Origin of the sequence: Pseudomonas sp. W2Jun17 (assembly GCF_023127795.1) — a bacterium.
In the GTDB taxonomy this organism is placed as follows: domain Bacteria; phylum Pseudomonadota; class Gammaproteobacteria; order Pseudomonadales; family Pseudomonadaceae; genus Aquipseudomonas; species Aquipseudomonas synxantha_A.
Window position 1 is genome coordinate 227917 of the sequence record NZ_SPKO01000024.1, and the last position, 14445, is coordinate 242361.

Consider the following 14445-nt stretch of genomic DNA (forward strand, 5'->3'; position numbering starts at 1 on the left):
TTGCCATGAATACCCCTGTAGTCACCCATTTCCAGGTCATCCCGGTCGCCGGCCACGACAGCATGTTGCTGAACCTCAGCGGTGCCCACGGCCCCTACTTCACGCGCAATATCGTCATCCTCAAGGACAGCAGCGGCAACACCGGCGTGGGCGAAGTGCCCGGCGGCGAGCGTATCCGTGAAACCCTGGAAGACGCGCGCAGCCTGGTGATCGGTCAGCCGATTGGCCAGTACCAGCGCGTGCTTAACCAGATGCGCAGCACCTTTGCGTCCCGAGACAGCGCGGGACGCGGCCTGCAAACCTTCGACCTGCGCATCACCATTCATGCCGTCACCGCCATGGAAGCCGCGCTGCTCGACCTGCTGGGCCAGTTCCTCGAAGTGCCGGTGGCCGCCTTGCTCGGCGAAGGCCAGCAACGCGACGCAGTGAAAATGCTCGGCTACCTGTTCTATGTGGGAGACCGCAACGCTACCGACCTGACCTACCGCAACGAAGCCGACGCCGATGATGAGTGGTTCCGCCTGCGTCACGAAAAAGCCCTGACCGCTGACGCTGTGGTGCGCCTGGCCGAAGCCGCCAAGGCCAAATATGGCTTCAACGATTTTAAGCTCAAGGGCGGTGTGCTCAGTGGCGATGAAGAAATCGAAGCCGTCACCGCGCTGGCCGAACGCTTCCCGGATGCGCGCATCACCCTTGACCCAAACGGTGCCTGGTCGTTGAAAGAAGCCATCCGCCTGTGCCGCGACCAACACCACGTGCTGGCCTACGCCGAAGACCCCTGCGGCGCAGAAAACGGCTATTCGGGCCGCGAAGTCATGGCCGAATTCCGTCGCGCCACGGGCCTTAAAACCGCTACCAACATGATCGCCACCGACTGGCGTGAAATGGGCCACGCCATCCAGCTGCAATCAGTGGACATCCCCCTCGCCGACCCGCACTTCTGGACGATGCAGGGCTCGGTGCGCGTCGCGCAAATGTGCAACGAGTGGGGCCTGACCTGGGGCTCGCATTCCAACAACCACTTCGATATCTCCCTGGCGATGTTTACCCAGGTGGCCGCGGCCGCCCCGGGTGAGATCACCGCCATCGACACCCACTGGATCTGGCAGGACGGCCAGCGCCTGACCCGCGAACCGCTGAAGATTGAAGGGGGCTACGTAAAGGTGCCGGCCAAGCCGGGCCTGGGCGTGGATATCGATATGGACGCCGTGGCCAAGGCCCATGAGCTGTACAAAGGCATGGGCCTTGGGGCGCGGGATGACAGTGTGGCGATGCAATTCTTGATCCCGGGTTGGGGCTTTGATAACAAGCGGCCTTGCTTGGTGCGGTGAATCAGCTTTAGGAGCGCTCAGCGCAATTTGAGCGTGACGCAAAAAATCCGATGCCCAAACAGGCATCGGATTTCAGTCAGATCAGAAGCTTAGCTGTTTGACCTCTGGCACGTCTGCCAGAGGCCTCTTTGCACTACTGCTGATTGGCGACCTCGAGATCCGCCGTATCCTCCTCAAGGCCAGAGAGAGCAGTGCCATTGATCAGCGGCCCATAACGACGGCTGAACTCCCAGTTGTAGGGCACGTGGTCTTTGTTGACCCCGTTATCCCAATTCACCGACCAGGTCATCAGGCCCTTGATCGACAATCCTTTGTCGTACAAACGCTTGAACGCACGGGTCACGGCTGTTGGGTTGATCACATAACCGGTGGCAGCCGCGTCGACGTTCGCGGGCAGGCCAATGACGAACTTGTCTGCCGGGATTTTGGTAAACCCCCGCGTTCCGCTCACCAGGCTTTCGGTCAGGTAAAACAGGAAGTCCTCTTTCATCGCGTCGTTGTTCTGGGCAATCCAGGCACCGTTGCCGTTGTTGACCTCCTGCACCCAGATCCCGTCGCCACCCTGGTTGTAATACTGCGGGGCGATGAAGTCGTAATAGCCTTCCAGCGCCTGGATGTAGCCGACGTATTTGCCGGCGGTGGTCAGGTACGGAAATTCCGGCGCCATGCTGATGATGAAGTGTTTGCCTTGACCGGCGTAGTGGTCCTTGACCAGTTTCAACGCGGCGGGCAGGACAGTCTTGTTGTCGGCGAAATCAATCGCACTCTGTTCAAGATCGATATCCAGGCCATCAAAGCCATAGGTTTCCACCAGGCGGATAATCTCGTTGGCCAGTGGCTGTTCGTTGCCTTTATGCAGTTCGATGTGTGCATCGGCGCCGCCAAGGGAAATCAGCACCGCCCTGCCCTGGCTGTTCAGCACGCCCACCTGGCGACGGAACTCGGCGTCGGACAGGTTGTACGGCTTGAAGGTTGGGATACCGTTGCCCTTCATGAAGGCCACGGCCACCACGTTGTAATCCTTTGGTACATCCGCCAGGCTGATATTGGCGAACTGGCCACGCTGGTAGCCATCGCTGGGTCCGGCAGGCCAGTTGTGCCAGAAGCCCATGAGGATCTTTTTGCCGGCAATGCTGGGCATCAGCGAAGCGGCATCGTTGAGTGGCGATTGCAGTGAGGTAAAGTCGATATTTGACATGTTCTAATCCTTCAGAACCTGTGGGTTTAATGGTGCGGGCTTATTTGAAGTCCACGTCGAAGGCTTGATAGAAGGCGTTGCCGGTGTTGGCGACGATCCACATCAATACGATCACATGCTGGCCCTTCTTGTTGGCCGGCAGTTTCACTTCATGATTGACCTTGGCCTTCAGTTCGCCGGCATGGCTGTAGTACGGCACCTGGGTATAGAAGTCTTCGGCGAACGGCTGGGTTTCCAGCTGTGCGCGAGTGATGCGCTGTTTGGGATCCCAGCCATCCTTGGTGATCAGCCAGCGATAGCCACGGGTGGTGTGCGGCGCGGTGTATGCCCAGGTGACCTTGAAGGTCTGACCCGGCTCGACATTGAGTAACGGCCAGGTGAAGGCGCGGTTGAGTTTCTTGGCCATTTCCTCGTTGGTGAAGTTGATGCAGTCACGCGCATCGGTCTTGCCACCGCTGAGGATGAAGCCGTCGGCTGGTGGAGTGACGCTGTCACTGTCGGTTTGGTAAGGCGCCGGGAACGGACCGGCCATCAGTGCCGGGAAGTTTTTGCCGCCTTCCATTTCATTGACCTGCCAGGTCTCCAGCAGGCCGAGATCCACGGCGACTGCGCCACGGCTGGAAGGGGATGTGACACGACCATGGCGAAGCGGTGTCTGGGTTTGTGGTTTGTTCATTTTGTGACTCCATTGATTTGATTAAGAACTCTCCTTTCTTGAAGAAGAGGACCTCAACCTAACGGAGCTGCTTTTTTTTGCCACTGGCCCATTTTTCACTCATTTTCGTTTCATGAGCGCGCCGCCCCGAAAATACTGGATATATAACCAGTATTATGGGAATAACCTTACGCTGCAAGAGGTCGATTTCCTACAAGACCAGGCGCACATCAACACTGCTTCTCTCGTAAATCGCATCATCCCTTCGTAACGGATAGCCCTCTGTGGACAAAAAGGGACGTATCTATTTTCAATCAAATAAACCGTCCGATTTTTGGTCCATCAGGTTTTGCCGGTGACGGCCGTTTTTTTAATTGTGGTCGCGGCAATCGGTTGCACCGTCAGTTCCACCCCTAATGCCAACATCAGCTTCTGGACCGTCTCATAACGCGTCTTTGAGCCGCCTTTCAGGGTTTTATACAAGCTCTCCCGATTCACCCCTGCCGCTTCGGCAACCTTGTTCACACCCTGGGCTTTGGCAACCTCGGCCAGCGCCTTCATAAGGACTTGCGGGTCATGGCACGCCATGCTTTGCGCAAGATAGGCACTGATGGTTTGCGGGCTATCAAGGAAGCGTGAAGCCTCATAGGCGCTGGTGCCGGATGTATCCAGCTCGAGGATCGGCATGTCCTCTGGTTTGAATGTTGACTGACTCATGTCATTGACCTCTCAGGGCATCGAGAATCTTTTGTCCGCCTGTAGCCTACTGGCTACATCTTGCATCTGCCAGTGCTTTTTTAAAACCAGCAACACACAGCCAATGTGGGAGGGGGCTTGCTCCCGATAGCGGTGTATCTGCCATTGAGAGGTTGGCTGACCTGCCGCAATCGGGAGCAAGCCCCCTCCCACATTTGCACTGCGTTGTCGTTGAGGCAGCATTTTTGCGCACAACGGCGACCCGCGACTTTCTTTGGTACTAAGTAAACCGGGGCAGACGCTATTAAGATGTTGCCTGAGCCCACCACCCTATCGTCACAGCGGGCTCTACCCTCCCACCCCGACATCGGAAGCGCTCTGCATGAAGCTACCTGAGATCAGTACATTCATTGCTCAATGGCCCTCCCTTGGCGTGACGCAGCCTGCCGCTTGGCGGGTGTCTCAAGACTGCGAAAACCAGATTATGGTCTTGCTGTCACGCCTCGGCACGGGCTACCGGCGCCACGGAGACTGTGCCATCCACGAAAGCGCCATTGTCGAAGAAGGCGCTGTGTTGAAAGGCCCGATCATCATCGGCGAAGGCTCATTCGTAGCAGCGGGAGCGTACCTGCGCGGCGGCGTTTATCTGGGCAGCCATTGCATTGTGGGCCCAAGCTGCGAACTGAAAAGCACCTTCATGCTGGCCGCAAGCAAGCTGGCACACTTCAACTTTGTCGGCGATTCATTGATTGGCGAAGGGGTAAATATTGAAGCCGGTGCAATCATCGCCAATTACCGTAACGAGTTGGATGGGGCGGATATCAAGATCCGCTATGCAGACAATGTGATCGAGACAGGGGTGAACAAATTTGGTGCCCTGGTAGGCGACGGCTGCAAAATCGGCGCGAATGCCGTCATTGCTCCAGGCGCAATATTAGAGCCAAACAGTCGTGTTCCGCGTTTGGGGTTGATTGACCAGTTCGCCTACGAGTAGCGATAGCCCGTAGACATGTCCTACAGCGCTCCGCACCACCTTGCTCCATTGCCTACAGTTGCGTCAGAATCCGCCGGCTTGTGCGCTTGGATGGGCGTCTCTAAGGTGGCTCGGTCGCTGACAACTCAGTGATCGGGTTTAGTAGCCCGAGTGACAACATAAAGTGCATGAGCCTCATCGATCAGATGTTCTTGTCTGTGCTTGATGGTGGCTGTGCGCAGGGCGCCCTCGGGCGCGCCGGCTTTGTGTGTTTCCCCGGTCTACTAACCTGCGTACAGCCGCCACCCCATCGTTTAGTAGCGATGAGGTGTTGGCCCTAAAACAGGTACAACACACATGTATAAAGTCACGCCTAACCCTCCAAACGATCCAAACCTCAAGCTTGATCAGGCATCCCTTAACACCCACGCCGAACCACCTCCCTCACCGCTGTTCAGCGTTGCCGACGACGCCAGCAACGAATGCTCATCGCCAATAGCTACGAAACCTTTTCCTCGGTGACAGCGTTATTGCTTGACCTGTCGGATGAACTGTCAGGCAAACAGCGCGATGTCGCGCTGGCGATTCATCAGCTGAGTGAATTGGGGGTTTTGTTGGTGGACAAATTGATGGCGAGGGAAAGTGCTTCAAGGGTTAGCTAGTCTTGCAGCCACCCGATAGACCGCCGCGTCGTCATGATCGACTTCACGACGACTCGGCAGCACCTAGGCGCCGGTCAGGCCCTCGGAGCCTGGTGGGCGCCCTTTCTCTTGGACCCTCTACCTGAACCGACCGTTTCAGGTCATGCTGCGCCCTCCCTTTCAAGGACGAAAACAGCATGAAAGCCCGCCTCGCCGCTCTGCTGCTGATGTGCCTGAGCGCTCCCGCATTCGCCAGCGACAGCCCCGTCGGCTTTCAAACCACCACCCTGCCAGACACCCACAACAACCGCCCGCTGGAAATGGCTGTGTGGTACCCCGCCGCCACCACTGCCAAACCCAAGCTGATCGCCGACAATGTGGTGTTCATCGGCGTGCTGGCCGTTCCCGATGCGGCGCCGACGCCCGGCAAGCATCCTTTGGTGGTGCTCTCCCACGGCTACGGGGGCAATTGGGGCAAACAGGCGTGGCTGGCCAGTGCGTTGGCGCAGCAGGGTTATATCGTGGCGGCGGTCAACCACCCGGGCACTACCAGCCAGGATCGCAGCGCACAGGCCGCTGCGCAGTTATGGCAACGGCCTAGGGATTTAAGTCGGGCCATTGATGCGCTATTGGCCCAGCCAGAGCCATTCGGTGCGGTGGATAGCGGCCGGATCGCCGTGGTGGGGCATTCCCTGGGAGGCTGGACGGTGATGGAGACGGCCGGTGCGCGTTTTGACCCGGCGCTGTTTGCCCGGGACTGCAGCGCTCATCCGACGTTGGTCGCGTGTGCCGCCTACCGTGAGATGAACCCTGAAGGCACTGCGAACGGGAAGGAGCAATTGGCGGCGGACTTGAGCGACAAGCGCGTCAGCGCCGTGGTGTCTTTGGACCTGGGCCTGTCGCGCGGGTTTACCGATGCAAGTCTGGCGGCGCTGCCGGTGCGGGCCTTGGTGATCGCCGCCGGTGTACCGTCAGCGGATTTGCCGGCGCAGATGGAATCGGCCGACATGGCCAAACGGTTGCCAAACGCCTCGACGCAGTACGTGGAGATCCGCGACGCCAATCACTTCAGCTTTATGTCGCAATGCAAACCGGGCGCGGCGGCGGTGCTCGACGCGGATGTGCCCGGCGACAGCATCATTTGTCAGGATGGGCCGGGTGCACGGCCACGACCGATTATCCAGCAGCAGGTGATCACGTTGATCAGCCAGTTTTTGGCACGTTGATCAGGGTTTGATGATGTAGGAGCGAGCTTGCTCGCGAAAAATCTCAACGATAACGCGCGCTTCCAGGTAAAACGTGGCGTGCTGAAGTGCTTCGCGAGCAAGCTCGCTCCTACAGAATAGCGGTTCAAATAAGTATGAAAAGAAGCAAAGACACCTTTGCCTATCAGGCGGTGTACCGCTACCTCATCGAGCTGATCGAGGCCTGCCCTGCCGACGGCGCACGCAAATTGCCGTCCCTGCGCCAACTGGCCCTGCGCCTGGGCGTGTCGGTGTCGACCACCAAGTACGCGTATGCATTGCTTGAGGAACAAGGGCGGATCCAGGCCAGGCCCAAGCTCGGTTTTTTCATCGTCCCGAACTCGGCTCCCGCCATCAACCCAAATTCATCCCCCCTGCTCGACCAGGTCTTCGCCAACGCACGCCAACCCGGCATGCTGGCCCTGAGCAGTGATGCGCCGGCGATGCTGCTGTCGCTGGAGCAGCCTTTGTTGATGCTGGAACGCGAACTGACCCGGCAGTATCCGCGATCACTGGCACCCCTGTATCTGCCAATGGGCGAGCCCGAGTTGCGCGCCGCCTTGGCCGAACGCTACAGCCGCTCTACTGACCATTACTGGCAAGCCGACCAGGTGTATATCGGCTCGGACTTGCACAGCGTATTGGAGGTCTCGCTCAACGCCTTGAACCTGGCGGGCACGCTCGCACTGGTGGAGTCGCCGTGTTCGTGGGCGATCCTGCGGCAATTGCAGGCGGCGAAAATCCGTGTGATCGAGATGCCCCTCGGCGCAGATGGGCGTTTTGACCTGGGCGCTCTGAACACGCTGCTCAAGCGTGAGCCGATCCGCCTGGCGGTGCTGTCATCGACGGTGAATATGCCCCAGGGCGGTGTGATGCCCGCGCAGGATAAACAGCAGATCTGCGAATGGTTGGCCGAGCGGGATATCTGGCTGTTCGAAAACGACACCTACGGCGAGCTGTATTTCGGCCCGCAACCGGCGCGTTATCGCGACTACGCCGACCCGCACAAACTACTGGTGTTCTCGACCTTCGACAAAGTCATCGGCTCGGAGGCACCCTACGGCTATGTGCTGTGTCGCGGGCATGCCACACCGTTGCAACAGCTGTTCCTGGAGCGCGGCTTTCGCCTCTCGCCGATCCGCCAGAAAGCCATCGCCAAGCTGTTTGCGTCCAAGCGTATCGACGCCCATCTGAAGGCGTTGCGCGCACGGTTACTGGCGCGCATGACGCAGCTCAAAGCCCTGCTGTTAACCCACGGCAATGGCCAATGGCAGGTGGTCGAACCCCATGGCGGCGCAAGCTTCTGGCTCCGGGCCAGCCGCCCGGTGGATATGCGCCAGGTGTTCGCGCACTTGCTAAGCCAGCGCATCGTCATCGCCCCCGGCGAACTGTTCAGCCAGCAAGGCGCCTGGCCAGATCACCTGCGCCTGAGCTACACACTCGACTGGAGCAAGGACATTGCCCAGGCCGTCCAACTACTGGCCCAGGCGTTGCGTCAAAGCCCGTAGCAGTGCCGGTCTTCGGGAAAACGACCCTGGCGCACATCGTCGGCGAAACGCTCGCAGGCATCGCGAATCACCGCCCCCACATCAGCGTATTGCTTGACGAAGCGCGGCATCGAGCCGCCGCCCAGGCCCAGCACATCCTCGGTGACCAACACCTGGCCGTCACACGCAGGCGATGCGCCGATGCCGATGGTGGGTTTGCTTGAGTCCAGGGTGATCTGCCGGGCCACACCTTCGGCCACCCCTTCCAGCAGCAGACTGAAGGCCCCCGCTTCCAGGTTGGCGCGAGCATCGGCGACAATCACCGCAGCGGTTTCAGCGCTCAGGCCCTGAGCCTTGAACCCGCCCATGACGTTGACGAATTGCGGCATCAGCCCCACGTGGGCCATCACCGGTACACCTCGTGCAACCAGGAACTCCACGGTGCCGGCCAGGGCCTGATTGGCCTCCAGCTTGACCGCGTCGCAACCGGTACGCGCCAATACTTGGGCACAGTTGCGAAAAGCCTGCTCATACGACTCCTGGTAACTGCCAAACGGCATGTCTGCGATCACACAGGCCAAGCGTGTACTGTCGACCACCGCACGGGTGTGGCCGATGATTTCTTCCAGCTGCATGCTCAGGGTCGACGCCCGGCCATAGCCGACCATGGCCGTGGAGTCACCGACCAGGATGAAGTCGACGATCGGATCGATCAGCTTGGCGATAGCGCTGGAGTAGGCGGTCAGGGAGACGATTTTCTGCTGCCCCTTCATGGCGACCAATTGAGGGACAGTCATGCGTTTGGTACGGGTGTGAATGCTCATCGGGGCTTTTCCGTTTGCGCTGGATACTCGGCCCGATTATTGGCGAAACGAAGGACGATTCAATGCACAGATCAGCGCTAAAAAGCGACCCAGGGCCCGGTCACATTTGCTGAAACTGGTATCATCCGCGCCTTTCCCTCTCAGGCTCCGCGACATGAACCGCCAGAAAAAACTCCAGCAGCTCTTCAAGGCCAAAGCCAAAAAAGCCAGCGCCAAGCTGGCGCCGAAAAGCAAAGACAAATACATCAGCAAGGCCGACCGTTTGAAGCTGGCGACCGAGGCCGGTGAAAACCCTGTCACGCCCCTCGAGACGCCTGCTGAGTAAGGCGCATGGCTGAAGGGGTGGCCGCTTCATATTTGCCCCAGATACGCCGCAGATGCCGCGCCGAACCAAAGCCTGCGCGCTCGGCCACGGTTTCAATGCCCAGGTCCGACTCGGCCAGCAGTTCACGGGCCACCGCCAGGCGCAGGCGGTGCAGGTAGTCCAGCGGGCTGATGCCGACATGCTCCTGGAACAAGCGCCCCAGGTGGCGGCTGCCGGTGCAGGCCAGGGCGGCCATGCGGGTTACGGTCCAGTCCTCACAGGGCGCCGCGGCGATGGCGTCCTGCACCCGATGCACCGCCGGATGCAGGTGATTACGCCCGGTTATCCAGGGCGACAACTGCGGGTCGCTGCCGCTGCGGCGCAGGTAAACCACCATGTCCCGCGCTACCGCGCACGCCAGCCGTGGCCCGGCCAGCTCGGCGACCAGGTGCAGCATCAGGTCGATACCGGCCGTGACACCGGCGCTGCAACTGACCGGACCATCGGTCACGTACAAGCGGTTTTCCAGGACGCGAGCCTTGGGCGCCATGGCTTGCAAGGTGGCGCACAACGAGTGGTGCGTGGTGCATTGGCGGCCATCCAGTAATCCGGCGCTGGCGGCACTCAACGCGCCGGCGCATACGCAGATAAGGCGTTCAGCCGAGGGTGCGAAGACGTTTTGCAACCAGTAAGTCAGGTGGTTGCTGGCCGACTCGAACGCCTGCTGGTGTGCCTTGCTGACCTTCATCGTGGAGCCCACCAAGACCACCAGGGTGCCGGGGGCCAAGGTCGGTGGCAGTGGCGCCAGCCCCGTCAGCGGCAAACCGATGGAGGTGTGCAGCGTTGCCACCGGGCTGACGTACTGCAAGTCGAAATCCACCACCGCCGGGTCATCGACCTGGGCGGCCAGACGCAGCACTTCGGCAGGCCCGGCCAGGTCGAGCATCAGTACGTTTGGCAACAGCACAAACAGCACCGGCACACTCATCGATTCACTCCGCCAGGGCCTGGGCGACCGTCACGATGCGGGCGAAGCGGTCATCGAGGACCAGCTCCGTGCGTTCGCGAATCTCGGCCGGCGTATAGACCCGGCCGCTACGCGCGTGGGTCATCGGGAAGGTCAGCGTCGCCTCGCTGACAAAATCCACCTTTAAGCCACTGTCGCAAGCCTGCCGCGTAGTGGTCTCGCAGCATTGCTCGGTGCGGATGCCGCTGATGATCAGCGTGGCGACGCCCATCTCCACCAGGCGAGCGGCCAGGGGCGTACCCGCAAAGGCACTGTGGTAGCGCTTGTGGATCACCAACTGCGGATTGATCGACAGCTCGCTCAGTGCCCTGACGTTGCCCGATTGCATGGAGAAATGCCCCTGGTCTTCAACATGGAAGACTTGTACCACCGGGATGCCCTGCTGAACACAACCATCGATGAGGGCCTGCTGTTTTTCCAGATAGTCGGGCAGGTCATTTTCGGACCAATAGGTTGAATGACGGAACGAGTGCTGGGCGTCGATCACGATCAGGGCTTTACGGCTCATGGGCAGTCCTTTTGGCTTGCATCAGTGGGTGAACGATGCAAGCCATGGTAAGGACAACCCACAGCGCACGACAGGCGCAAGGCAGACTACTTCAGGACGGATTCGGACATGTCACCGGGCACGCCATGGCACAACGACTGCCGGGTTCGAAGCCATGGGCGTACTCATCCGCCAGGATCGTTTCCAGACGCGGATCACTGTGAGTAGCGAAGCCCAGGCGCCGGTAGAACGGTGCATTCCACGGTACATGCACAAAGGTGGTCAGGGTCACTGCATGCAGTTGCTGGGCGCGGGCGTGGTTCATCGCCGTTTCCACCAGCCTGCGCCCCCAGCCCTGGCTTTGCAGCGGCCGGACCACGGACACTTCATGGATATGCAGATCGTCGCCAAAGCGTTCTGCGCTGAGGAAACCCTGGGGTTGGTCGTGGTGATCAACCACCACCCAACAGGTCGATAGCGCGATCCACTGCCGATGGCACTCGACGCCAATCGACGCGGCATCCGCCAGCCAGGCCAGCCCTTCGATTGCGCGAAACGCCTGAGCCGCGCACTGCTCGATGGCGGGCAACAAACCGGCGTCTTGCGTGCGCGCCAGGCGAATGTGGGCGGCCTGCTCAGCAACCACTCAACGCCACCTGGGGCCGTTCGCCGGCAAAGAAGAAGGGCCGCAGGCGCACGCCCACGCCATTGCCGATAAACGCCGCCACCAGCCACACCCAGCCATGCAGGCTGCCCGAGGCGATGCCACTGAAATAGGCGCCGATATTACAGCCATAGGCCAGGCGCGAACCGTAGCCGAGCAGCAGGCCGCCGATCACGGCGGCGATCAACGAGCGTGCCGGAATATTCAGGCTGGGAGCGAAACGCCCGGCCAGGCCAGCGGCCAGCAGCGCGCCAAGGACAATGCCGATATCCATGACGCTGGTGATGTCTTCCCAGACCGGCGCGGCCAGGGCCTTGGCATTGCCCGGCATCTGCCAGAACGCCCAACTCGCCACATCCACACCCAGCCCGCTCGCCACTTTGGCGCCCCACAGCGCGAACGCCGAGGTGATGCCCCACGGCCGCCCAGCCAGGGCCAGGGTGGCGTAGTTGAGCAGCGCCAGGCCAATCGCGCCCCACACCAGCGGCCAGGGCCCACGCAGAAAACGACGCAGCCCTTGATGCTCGCTGTGCACGCCTTGTTCAAGCTGGCCGTGACGGCGCTTTTCCAGGCGCACGGTCGCCACCGCAATCAGCGCGAACACCGCCAGGCTCAAGACCAGCGCCGGCAGCACACCGAAACTTTTGACGATGGAAACCGCCGGGAACGACGGCAACGCAAACCACCAGTCGACGTGGTGGGTGGCGATCAACGAGCCACAGATAAAGAACAGCAGCGTCACCAACATGCGCGCATTACCGCCGCCCACGGTGAACAAGGTGCCCGATGCACAGCCGCCACCCAGCTGCATGCCGATCCCGAAGATAAACGCCCCGAACACCACCGACACACCGGCCGGCGCCACCAAGCCCACGACCGGCTGGCCGAACAAAGTGCCCGCGCCCAGTGCCGGGAAAAACAGCAGCACCGCCACCGCCAGCATCACCATCTGCGCACGCAAGCCGGCGCCACGCCGATCATTGATAAACACGCGCCAGGCCGAGGTAAAACCGAAGGCAGCGTGGTACAGCGTCAGGCCCAGCGCGGCGCCGACCACCAGCAACAACACTTGGCGTGCGCCAACGGTGTTTTGCAGGAACAGGGCGCCCGCCACCAGGATGATAAAGGCTATCAGTGGCGCTGCAGGCTTGCGTGCAGGCGCCAGGGAAAGGGAGGTGCTCATGGGGATCTCGATGGGTTGGAAGGAGGCCAGTATAGCCCCAGACGGAACTTGATCAGGCGCAGGCATTGCCGAGAGGCTCATCGTTTGAACCACCGCCTTCGCAGCCTCGCTGGGGCTCGACAGCTCCCACAGGGATTAGCGGTGTTGAGTTGATCTCGATTGGCAGGGCCATTGCGCCAAACACAGCTCCCGACAACAACACCGCCCAAATGTGGGAGCTGTCGAGCCCCAGCGAGGCTGCGAAGGCGGCGACGCAGTCAACATCTTCATCGCCTGAACTACCGCTTTCGCAGCCTCGCTGGGGCTCGACAGCTCCCACAGGGATTAGCGGTGCTGGGTTGATCTCGATTGGCAGGGCCATTGCGACAAACACAACTCCCGACAACAGCACCGCCCTAATGTGGGAGCTGTCGAGCCCCAGCGAGGCTGCGAAGGCGGCGGCACAGTCAACCCTTCATAGCCTGAACCATCGCTATCGCAGCCTCGCCAAAGCTCGACAGCTCCCACAGGGGGATGAGGAGGAATGACTAACGCTGGCTGATCGAGCTCCACGCCGCTTCAGCCAGCAGCTCACGGTACTCAAAGGGGCTCTTTTTGACCTTCGCCGACAGCCACGCACGGGAGTAGCTTTCCGCCGCGCCAATGATCAACGAAGGGATAAGTTCTGCGGGCAAATGGCTGAAGTGTTCCTTGCGCCCTTCCCCGCCCATCCACTCCTTCAACTGCTGGTTGCGCTGCTTGTTGCGCGCAATCAACTCGTCCTTGAACGGGCCGTTGGACACGGCAAAACGGCTTTGGAAAACAAACCGCGCCCAGTCCGGCTGGGCGGTGACCCATTCAACGTAGCTGTACACCAGGCCGACCACACCGGCGTGGGCCGTATCCGCCGCTTGCAGGTAGTGGTCACGCAGGCTGGCCTGGTCTTCCAGCGCAGCAAAGAACAGCGCGGCGACCAGCCCTTCCTTGTTGCCAAAGTGGTGATAGATAGCGCCCACGCTGGTGTCGCAGCGCGCACGGATGGTCTCGATGTTGGTCGCCTCGATGCCTGCCTCGTTAAAACAGGCCAACGCCTCACGCAGGATGGTGCGCTTAAGGTCGCTGCGCCTGCCGGGGAAGGTGCGCTCGATGAGATCGATGGAGTGCATGGGGGGGAACGCCAAATCAAAACAGTTTATAGGCTGAGCGACCGCCAGAGAAAGCTCGGGTTGACAGGCACGGAATCTACAGAATATTGTTCTGTTACGGAATATTATTCCGCAACTAAGCCTTGAGGATATTCGTATGAGCCAAGCACTGAGCATGTTCAATAGCGTAGGCCCTGCCGCATTCAGCAACCTGGCGTGCCAGATGGCACCCTACTTCAGCACCATCACTCCCGAGATCGCGGAACTCAAGCCCAACCATGCAGTGGTCACCGTGCCGTTTCGCAAGGAAATCACCAACCACCTGGCTTCGGTGCATGCCATTGCGCTGTGCAACGCCGCCGAACTGGCCGGCGGCATGATGACCGACGCGTCGATCCCCGCTGGCGCACGCTGGATTCCCAAGGGCATGAGCGTGGAATACCTGGCCAAGGCGAAAACCGATATCCGCGCCGTCGCCGATGGCAGCGCTATCGATTGGCAGACCGCGGGCGACAAGATCGTGCCGGTAGAGATCTTCGATGCGGGCGGCGTCAAGGTCTTCACTGCCCACATCACCATGAATGTGAAGCTCGCTTAGCCCCTCAGC

The 14445-nt window shown here is 60.4% G+C and carries 14 protein-coding genes and 2 pseudogenes; 7 read left to right on the top strand and 9 right to left on the bottom strand.

All coding sequences use genetic code 11. The annotated features are described in order from the left end of the window. Positions 1 to 5: 5 nt before the first annotated feature. Positions 6 to 1331: a glucarate dehydratase gene (gene gudD, locus E4O98_RS13105; RefSeq protein WP_248135420.1), complete on the top strand. Its 1326-nt coding sequence runs from the start codon at positions 6 to 8 to the stop codon at positions 1329 to 1331. Between the two features lie 196 nt (positions 1332 to 1527). Here gudD and E4O98_RS13110 read toward each other — a convergent pair. From E4O98_RS13110 to E4O98_RS13120, 3 genes and pseudogenes are all read right to left on the bottom strand, one after another. Beyond that, a pseudogene (locus E4O98_RS13110) lies at positions 1528 to 2529 on the bottom strand (chitinase); the annotation flags it as partial. Positions 2530 to 2569: 40 nt separating this feature from the next. Continuing rightward, a complete protein-coding gene (locus E4O98_RS13115) occupies positions 2570 to 3205 on the bottom strand; it encodes a lytic polysaccharide monooxygenase auxiliary activity family 9 protein (protein ID WP_032880191.1) in 636 nt (211 codons plus the stop codon). Between the two features lie 321 nt (positions 3206 to 3526). Next, positions 3527 to 3901, bottom strand: coding sequence for an addiction module antidote protein (locus E4O98_RS13120; protein WP_032880190.1), 375 nt, complete (start codon positions 3899 to 3901; stop codon positions 3527 to 3529). 361 nt (positions 3902 to 4262) lie between these two features. On the opposite strand from E4O98_RS13120, the gene E4O98_RS13125 reads away from it, so the two are divergent. From E4O98_RS13125 to E4O98_RS13140, 4 genes and pseudogenes are all read left to right on the top strand, one after another. Beyond that, complete coding sequence (locus E4O98_RS13125; protein ID WP_248135423.1) at positions 4263 to 4874, top strand: transferase; 612 nt, start codon at positions 4263 to 4265, stop codon at positions 4872 to 4874. A gap of 336 nt (positions 4875 to 5210) precedes the next feature. Beyond that, positions 5211 to 5515: pseudogene (locus E4O98_RS13130) on the top strand (DUF6124 family protein). Positions 5516 to 5691: 176 nt separating this feature from the next. Then, a complete protein-coding gene (locus tag E4O98_RS13135) occupies positions 5692 to 6720 on the top strand; it encodes an alpha/beta fold hydrolase (protein ID WP_248135437.1) in 1029 nt (342 codons plus the stop codon). A gap of 134 nt (positions 6721 to 6854) precedes the next feature. Further along, complete coding sequence (locus E4O98_RS13140; protein ID WP_248135440.1) at positions 6855 to 8246, top strand: PLP-dependent aminotransferase family protein; 1392 nt, start codon at positions 6855 to 6857, stop codon at positions 8244 to 8246. Here E4O98_RS13140 and panB read toward each other — a convergent pair. Further along, positions 8234 to 9049: a 3-methyl-2-oxobutanoate hydroxymethyltransferase gene (gene panB, locus E4O98_RS13145; protein WP_005789863.1), complete on the bottom strand. Its 816-nt coding sequence runs from the start codon at positions 9047 to 9049 to the stop codon at positions 8234 to 8236. The two genes, E4O98_RS13140 and panB, sit on opposite strands and share 13 nt — an antisense overlap. A gap of 154 nt (positions 9050 to 9203) precedes the next feature. On the opposite strand from panB, the gene E4O98_RS13150 reads away from it, so the two are divergent. Continuing rightward, on the top strand, positions 9204 to 9374 hold the full coding sequence (locus E4O98_RS13150; protein ID WP_078821893.1) for a DUF2986 domain-containing protein: 171 nt from the start codon (positions 9204 to 9206) through the stop codon (positions 9372 to 9374). On the opposite strand, the gene E4O98_RS13155 is transcribed toward E4O98_RS13150, so the two are convergent. The 5 genes from E4O98_RS13155 to E4O98_RS13175 form a co-directional block, all read right to left on the bottom strand. Beyond that, positions 9346 to 10341, bottom strand: coding sequence for a helix-turn-helix domain-containing protein (locus E4O98_RS13155; protein WP_103733739.1), 996 nt, complete (start codon positions 10339 to 10341; stop codon positions 9346 to 9348). The genes E4O98_RS13150 and E4O98_RS13155 overlap by 29 nt on opposite strands. Before the next feature lie 4 nt (positions 10342 to 10345). Then, positions 10346 to 10888, bottom strand: a complete 543-nt coding sequence (locus E4O98_RS13160) for an isochorismatase family protein (RefSeq protein ID WP_228308757.1) — start codon at positions 10886 to 10888, stop codon at positions 10346 to 10348. A 91-nt stretch (positions 10889 to 10979) separates the two neighbouring features. After that, positions 10980 to 11513, bottom strand: a complete 534-nt coding sequence (locus E4O98_RS13165) for a GNAT family N-acetyltransferase (RefSeq protein WP_248135442.1) — start codon at positions 11511 to 11513, stop codon at positions 10980 to 10982. Beyond that, positions 11503 to 12714 (bottom strand): YeeE/YedE family protein, encoded by a 1212-nt coding sequence (locus E4O98_RS13170; RefSeq protein ID WP_148852526.1) that lies wholly within the window; start codon positions 12712 to 12714, stop codon positions 11503 to 11505. The genes E4O98_RS13165 and E4O98_RS13170 overlap by 11 nt, the downstream gene beginning before the upstream one ends. Positions 12715 to 13241: 527 nt before the next feature. Next, positions 13242 to 13859, bottom strand: a complete 618-nt coding sequence (locus E4O98_RS13175; protein WP_005789869.1) for a TetR/AcrR family transcriptional regulator — start codon at positions 13857 to 13859, stop codon at positions 13242 to 13244. Between the two features lie 136 nt (positions 13860 to 13995). Here E4O98_RS13175 and E4O98_RS13180 point away from each other — a divergent pair, with 136 nt between their 5' ends. Further along, a complete protein-coding gene (locus tag E4O98_RS13180; RefSeq protein ID WP_005789870.1) occupies positions 13996 to 14436 on the top strand; it encodes a hotdog fold domain-containing protein in 441 nt (146 codons plus the stop codon). Positions 14437 to 14445 lie beyond the last annotated feature (9 nt).